This window comes from Thiohalomonas denitrificans (assembly GCF_900102855.1).
GTDB lineage: Bacteria > Pseudomonadota > Gammaproteobacteria > Thiohalomonadales > Thiohalomonadaceae > Thiohalomonas > Thiohalomonas denitrificans.
In genome coordinates this window covers 24132-30233 of the sequence record NZ_FMWD01000016.1, presented here as the reverse complement: position 1 = coordinate 30233, position 6102 = coordinate 24132, and the positions used below count along the sequence as shown (strand labels likewise).

Genomic DNA, 6102 nt, shown 5'->3' with positions numbered 1-6102 from the left:
GCCGTCCCAGCCGAAGCCGGAGAGCGAGGCCGGACCGTCTCCGATTAGGTCGGAGGAGCGTGAATTACCGTCGGGAACAGATAGCCGCCAGACTGCTTCGTCGTCGACCAGTAGCGGTGAATCCGGTCATGTACGCGACGAGGATCATCGCGACGACCGGAATGATCGGAACAAGGCCGGGTCGTAAAATAAAAAAGGGGAGCTGACAGGCTCCCTTTTTTTTCGGTGGTTCGAAGGGGGGAACCTTCGGCAGTACTAGCCCCCTACTCCGTGGCGCTTGCGGATATCCGCGAGCAGTCCCCGAGCCGCGGCTTCGACCAAATCAAAGACCCGCTCAAAGCCACCCGGACCTCCGTAGTAGGGATCCGGCACCTCGATTTCCTGCAGGTCCGTGTCGAAAGAGAGGAACATCGACAGCTTTTCCTCGGATCCAGCGGGACAAATATCGGCTAACATCTGGTAGTTGCCCCGATCCATCGCCAGCACGTAATCAAATTCGTCGAAGTCCTCGGCGCAGACCTTGCGCGCACGCTGGGTGCTGATATCGATACCCCGTCGTCGGGCAGTATCCTGTGAACGCGGATCCGGTTGCTCTCCAATGTGATAGGCATGCGTCCCGGCCGAATCGACATGGACCTGTTCCGCCAATCCCTCCTGCTCGAGCAGGTGCTGAAACAGGCCATGGGCTACGGGAGAACGGCAAATATTGCCCATACAAACGAATAAAACCTTGACCATTTTCGTAGTCTCCTCTAATACACTACACTTTTGCTGAACTGTAGAGGCGTTACAAACGTGCCGGAACTCGATTTCAGCATGCAGCAGCTGCGGGGGATGATCGGTATCGAGGTGATTCACCGCGGTATCCCCTGCCGGGTCATCGAGGTCCTTGATGACGGACCTGCCCTGGTTCTGCAGGATTTGAACCGGAGGGACATGCAAACCGATCAGTACGGTGACCCGCGGCGCCGAGTGCCGGCGACCTATACGGTTCCTGTGCTGGATACGGACTGCCGTTCCCTTCACCCCGATTTCCTGGGGCTAGACCTCCAATAACTTCCGCACACGGTTCAGATCCGCTTCGGTGTCGACACCAGGACCGGGTTGCGTAATCGCCTCGGCAACGTGAATGCGACCGCCATGCCATAGAACACGCAGTTGCTCCAGCGACTCCATGCTCTCGATAGAACAAGGGGGCAGATCTACATAACGCGACAGAAAGCCGGCACGATAGGCATACAGGCCCAGGTGGCGATAGTGTTCGGCCGCCGGCGGAAGCTCTTCGGTGGTCACTGCGAACGCCTCCCGGTCCCAGGGGATGACCGCGCGGCTGAAGTAGAGAGCGAACCCGTCTTTGTCCATCACTACTTTGACAGCGTGGGGGTCGAACAGCTCCCCTGCCGTATGGATCCGTGTTGCCAGTGTGGCGATGTCGGCGGTTGGCAGACACTCCAGGTCCTCCGCCACCTGCCGGATCAGGTCGGCGGGCATCAACGGCTCGTCTCCCTGAAGATTCACGACCACCTCGCTGCTGTCGAGCCCCAATGCACTGACCGCCTCGGCGATGCGTTCGGTTCCGGAGCGGTGGTGAGCACCGGTCATCAGTACCTCGCCCCCGAACCCCATCACCGCATCGGCGATGCGCTCGTCATCCGTCACCACGATGACCTGGGCAGCGCCGCTGGCAACCGCCCTTTCGTAGACGTGCTGAAGCATCGGCCGACCGGCGATAGGAAGCAACGGCTTGCCCGGAAGGCGCTGGGATGCATATCGGGCCGGAATGAAGACGCGGAACATTTCAGTACGAAGATTTCATGGGTTCGCGCAATGGCCGCTCCCGGGCATCCTGCCCTCGTGGCATTAGTGCGTCCTGCACGTCATCGCTAGGATACGGTTTGCACAACGGATTTTCCGAAGGAGCGGCGGCGTATCGGCCAGGTCTATGGACAGACCTGGCAGGGCGAAGCAGAATGCCCGAGCAGAGACGACCACTTGAGAAAAGTTCGTTGTGCGGACCATAGGCCAGTGAGGGCATGCGTAATCGGTGAGACATTCGGGCTCAGTACTCCTCTTCGGGTGACAGTTCCCTGGCCTCGTCTTCGAGCATGACCGGGATATCGTCCCGAATGGGATAGGCGAGCCGATCCGCCTTGCAGATTAGCTCCTGGCGCTGCTTCTCATACACGAGTGGCCCCTTGCACAGGGGGCAGACCAGGATGTCGAGTAGTTTCCTGTCCACGGTCACCTCTTGTTATTGATTTGTCGTAGCAGTTCCGATTCGAAAGCGGCATCGAGCTCCGCCGTCACCGGGACCGTCCACCAGTGGGGTTGTGCGAAGGAGCGGCATTTGACCGCATCCTTTTCCGTCATTAACACCGGCCGATCATCCTTGAATGCCAAATCGGATGGTTCGTAGGGATGGTGATCGGCAAACGGGTGAGCTGTCACCTTCAGTCCGGCGCGCTTGAGCATAGCAAAAAAACGTTCGGGATGACCGATACCGGCCACGGCGTGCACGCTCTTCCCCGCCCAATCCTTCAGAGGGCCTTCGCTCTCGGAGCCATCGATGCGGTGCAATCTACCGGGAACAAAGGTCATGCACTGTTCGCTATCGCTCGCAGGTTCGCCGTTGACCACCACCCAATCCACTGTACCGAGGCGATTCGTCCGCTCCCGGAGGGGCCCGGCGGGAAGGCAGTGCCCGTTTCCGGCGCGGCGTTTGCCATCCAGCACGGCGATCTCCACTGACCGGCCAAGACGATAGTGCTGCAGGCCGTCATCGCTAATGATGGCATCCACGCCCTGCTGCACCAGTGCGTCGGCGGCGGCCGCCCTGTCCGGACCGGCCATGACCGGGCAGCCGGTGGTTCGGGCGAGCAGTACCGGTTCATCACCTACATGGTGGGGGTTACTGTCACCGCTTACTGCCTGCGGCCACTCTCTGGCCCTTCCCCCATAACCGCGGCTGACGATGCCGGGCCGGTACCCCGCCTGCTGCAGCAGCACGGCCAGGCGTGCCACCAGGGGCGTCTTCCCGGTACCCCCGACCGTGAGATTGCCCACCACAATCACGGGGACGGCACATCGGTGAATGCGCAGCACGCCATACCGGTAAGCGAGCCGGCGCATGGCCGATAGGCCGCAGAAAAGCCCCTCCAGCGGCAACAAGGGCCAAAGGGCGGGCACCAGCCGTCGACGATACCAAAGCTCCTGCAGACGCGCCCCCAAGCCTTTTCAGTCCTGGAACTGCATGTTGTAGAGGGCGGCATACCGGCCTTCCTTGTCCAGAAGTGCCTCGTGGTGGCCACTTTCGATAATCCGGCCGTTCTCCAGGACCACAATGCGGTCGGCCTTTTCGATGGTCGAGAGGCGGTGTGCAATGACCAGTGTGGTGCGATTTTTCATCAGGACCTCGAGAGCCGCCTGGATGTGCCGTTCCGACTCGGTATCCAGGGCCGAAGTGGCCTCGTCGAGGATCAGGATGGGGGCGTTTTTCAACAGAGCGCGGGCGATAGCCAGGCGCTGACGCTGGCCGCCGGAGAGCAGCACCCCGTTTTCCCCGACCATGGTATCCAGGCCTTGCGGGAGCTCCTTGATGAATTCCCAGGCATGCGCGGCTTTCGTCGCCTCGATGATGGTTTCCCGGTCGGCGCCCTCCAGGTGACCATAGGCGATGTTGTTGCCGATAGTGTCGTTGAAAAGCGTGACATGCTGACTGACCAGCGCGACCTGTTCGCGCAGGGAGTCGAGACGGATATCGCGGATATCGTGACCATCCAGTTCGATGCTGCCGCTGGTCGGGTCATAAAAACGCGGCAGCAGACCGACCAGCGTGGATTTGCCACTTCCGGAGCGTCCCACAAGGGCTACGGTCTCTCCCGGCGCAACCTGCAGGTCAATGCCCTGCAGGACATCAGGCTTGTCTTCAGCATAGCGAAAGGTGAGATCACGGTAACTCACCTCCCCTTTCGCCCGATCGAGGGTTATCTGCCCGCGATCATTTTCACCCGGCCGATCGATAAAGGAGAAGACGCTGTCTGCGGCTGCGATACCCCGCTGAAGCGTCGCGGTCACCTGCGTCAGGCGCTTCATCGGGGAGTGCATCATCATCATCGCGCCGACGAACGACATGAATGCGCCGACCGTCAGGGTGTCCAGGTCGGACAGGGCCATATAAATCACTGCTGCGGTCGCGCTCGCTGCTACGAACTCCACTACCGGTACACTGGCCACCTGGGTACCCTGCAGTTTCAGATTGAGGCGACGATTGTGTTCGTTGGCCTCTTCGAATCGTCGCTCTTCATAATCGTGTCCCCCGAAAGCCTTTACCTCGCGTTGACCTTCGATGACTTCCTGGGCAATCTGCGTCACGTCTCCCATCGAGCCCTGGATACGGCGGCTGTAGCGGCGGAAGCGATCGTTGATGATGTGGATGATCTTGGCAACCAGCGGCGCACCGATCAGCAGGACCACGGCCAGGCGCCAGTTGATGTAAAACATCCAGCCAAGCAGGCCCACCACGGTGAGCGTATCGCGCACCAGAATGGTCACTGCCTTGGTGGCCGCCGTCGCCACCTGCTCGACGTCGTAAATCAGTTTGGAGACCAGGCTGCCCGAGGGGGTATTGTCGAAAAAAGCGACAGGCAGCTTCAGCAGGTGCCGGAAGATCTGCCCCCGCAGCGTGCTGATGACCTTGCGGCCAATCCAGGCCATCACGTAGCCGGAGGAGAACGCCGCCACTCCTCGAAAGAGGAACAGCAGGATGATGACGATGGGGGTCCACAGGATGACGGTCGGGTCGCGTTCGACAAAGCTCCCGTCAAGCATCGGCTTCATCAACGCCACAAAGCCCGTCTCCGATGCCGCCACCGCGACCATCCCCAGAACAGCGATAAGAAAGCGCCCCCAGTAGGGACGGACATAACCCAGCAAACGGCGGTAGATTGCGGAGCCGTTTGCAGCCGCAGCGGTACCCGGTGATGCCACGGTCACTGCTCCTCGGCCGGCTGTCTGGTGGCGAAAGTCATATTGTAAAGACCAACCTGTCGGGCTGCATCCATGGCCGAGATCACCGATTCATGGGTGGCCTTGCGGTCGGCGCTCAGGATCAGCTGGGGTTCTTCGGCATCACCCGCTGCCTTGCGCAGAGCACGCTTGAGCGTCTCGAGTTGGGTGTTGATCAGCTCCTGGCCATCGACGTAATAGTGACCTTCTGCGTCAATCGTGACTTCGACCACCTTTTGCTCCAACTCCTGCTGCTCGCCGGTGGCTTCGGGTAGTTCGACACTGATTTCGGTCTTCCGCTCGAAGGTGGTGGAGACCATGAAAAAGATCAGTAGAAGAAACACGACATCGATCAACGGCGTCAGGTTGACCTCGGGCTCGCCTCGATTGGCGCGCTGGAACTTCATTCAGCGGAGCCTTCCGTTTCGCTCGTCCGCTCGCCGTGGATGACCTCGACGAGCTTGAGGGCCTCTTCCTCCATCTTCAGCACAAGGGCATCCACCCGCCCCCGGAAATAGCGGTAGAACATCAGACTGGGAATGGCCACGGAGAGCCCGGTAGCGGTAGTGATGAGCGCCTCGGAGATCCCCCCGGCCAATACGCCCGGATCCCCGACGCCGTGGGCGGTGATGGCTGAAAAGACCTTGATCATGCCGATGACCGTGCCCAGTAGCCCCAGCAGGGGCGTAATGGAAGCAATGGTGCCGAGGGTGTTCAGGTAGCGCTCCAGTTCAGAGACCACCTGCCGGCCGGTCTCCTCGATACCCTCCTTCATCACCTCACGGTCATGACGGATATTCACCAGGCCCGCAGCAAGTACCCGTCCCAAAGGAGAGCTGTCACGAATCTTGCGAAGTTGCAGATTGTCCAGTTGGTCGTTGCGATAGAGTTGCCACGCCTGAGTCACCAGATGTTTGGGTGTAATCCGCTTTTGTTGAAGGGTCCAGAAGCGTTCACCGACGATCGCCGCCGCGACGACTGAACAGAGCAGAATAGGCAGCATTAACCAGCCGCCAGCCGTTACGATCTCCAACACGTCAGGTATTCCCCATGAGATAAGGCGTAGAAAACGCGCACAATTTACCAAACCGGCGCCCC

The 6102-nt window shown here is 60.2% G+C and carries 9 protein-coding genes; 2 read left to right on the top strand and 7 right to left on the bottom strand.

Annotation, left to right across the window (positions count from 1 at the left end; genetic code table 11):
• Positions 1–187 (top strand): hypothetical protein (locus BLP65_RS17125; RefSeq protein WP_217632025.1); only part of this gene is annotated, 187 nt, incomplete at its 5' end.
• 68 nt (positions 188–255) lie between these two features.
• On the opposite strand, the gene BLP65_RS15880 is transcribed toward BLP65_RS17125, so the two are convergent.
• Positions 256–738, bottom strand: a complete 483-nt coding sequence (locus BLP65_RS15880) for a low molecular weight protein-tyrosine-phosphatase (protein ID WP_092999194.1) — start codon at positions 736–738, stop codon at positions 256–258.
• A gap of 57 nt (positions 739–795) precedes the next feature.
• On the opposite strand from BLP65_RS15880, the gene BLP65_RS15875 reads away from it, so the two are divergent.
• On the top strand, positions 796–1056 hold the full coding sequence (locus tag BLP65_RS15875) for a hypothetical protein (RefSeq protein ID WP_245688386.1): 261 nt from the start codon (positions 796–798) through the stop codon (positions 1054–1056).
• Here the strand turns inward: BLP65_RS15875 and kdsB are convergent.
• The 6 genes from kdsB to BLP65_RS15845 form a co-directional block, all read right to left on the bottom strand.
• Positions 1042–1797 carry a 3-deoxy-manno-octulosonate cytidylyltransferase gene (kdsB, locus tag BLP65_RS15870; RefSeq protein ID WP_092999192.1) on the bottom strand — a complete coding sequence of 252 codons (756 nt, stop codon included), beginning with the start codon at positions 1795–1797 and terminating at the stop codon, positions 1042–1044. The genes BLP65_RS15875 and kdsB overlap by 15 nt on opposite strands.
• A gap of 262 nt (positions 1798–2059) precedes the next feature.
• On the bottom strand, positions 2060–2239 hold the full coding sequence (locus BLP65_RS15865; RefSeq protein WP_092999190.1) for a Trm112 family protein: 180 nt from the start codon (positions 2237–2239) through the stop codon (positions 2060–2062).
• Positions 2240–2241: 2 nt separating this feature from the next.
• On the bottom strand, positions 2242–3228 hold the full coding sequence (gene lpxK, locus BLP65_RS15860) for a tetraacyldisaccharide 4'-kinase (RefSeq protein ID WP_175452624.1): 987 nt from the start codon (positions 3226–3228) through the stop codon (positions 2242–2244).
• Positions 3229–3234: 6 nt separating this feature from the next.
• Complete coding sequence (gene msbA / locus BLP65_RS15855) at positions 3235–4986, bottom strand: lipid A export permease/ATP-binding protein MsbA (RefSeq protein ID WP_092999188.1); 1752 nt, start codon at positions 4984–4986, stop codon at positions 3235–3237.
• A 2-nt stretch (positions 4987–4988) separates the two neighbouring features.
• A complete protein-coding gene (locus BLP65_RS15850) occupies positions 4989–5411 on the bottom strand; it encodes an ExbD/TolR family protein (RefSeq protein WP_092999186.1) in 423 nt (140 codons plus the stop codon).
• On the bottom strand, positions 5408–6040 hold the full coding sequence (locus BLP65_RS15845; RefSeq protein WP_092999184.1) for a MotA/TolQ/ExbB proton channel family protein: 633 nt from the start codon (positions 6038–6040) through the stop codon (positions 5408–5410). Before BLP65_RS15845 ends, BLP65_RS15850 begins: the two co-directional genes overlap by 4 nt.
• Between the last annotated feature and the right edge of the window lie 62 nt (positions 6041–6102).

Coding starts and splice junctions, on each gene's coding strand:
- BLP65_RS15880 (WP_092999194.1), bottom strand. CDS start 738: ATGGTCAAGGTTTTATTCGTTTGTATGGGCAATATTTGCCGTTCTCCC.
- kdsB (WP_092999192.1), bottom strand. CDS start 1,797: ATGTTCCGCGTCTTCATTCCGGCCCGATATGCATCCCAGCGCCTTCCG.
- BLP65_RS15850 (WP_092999186.1), bottom strand. CDS start 5,411: ATGAAGTTCCAGCGCGCCAATCGAGGCGAGCCCGAGGTCAACCTGACG.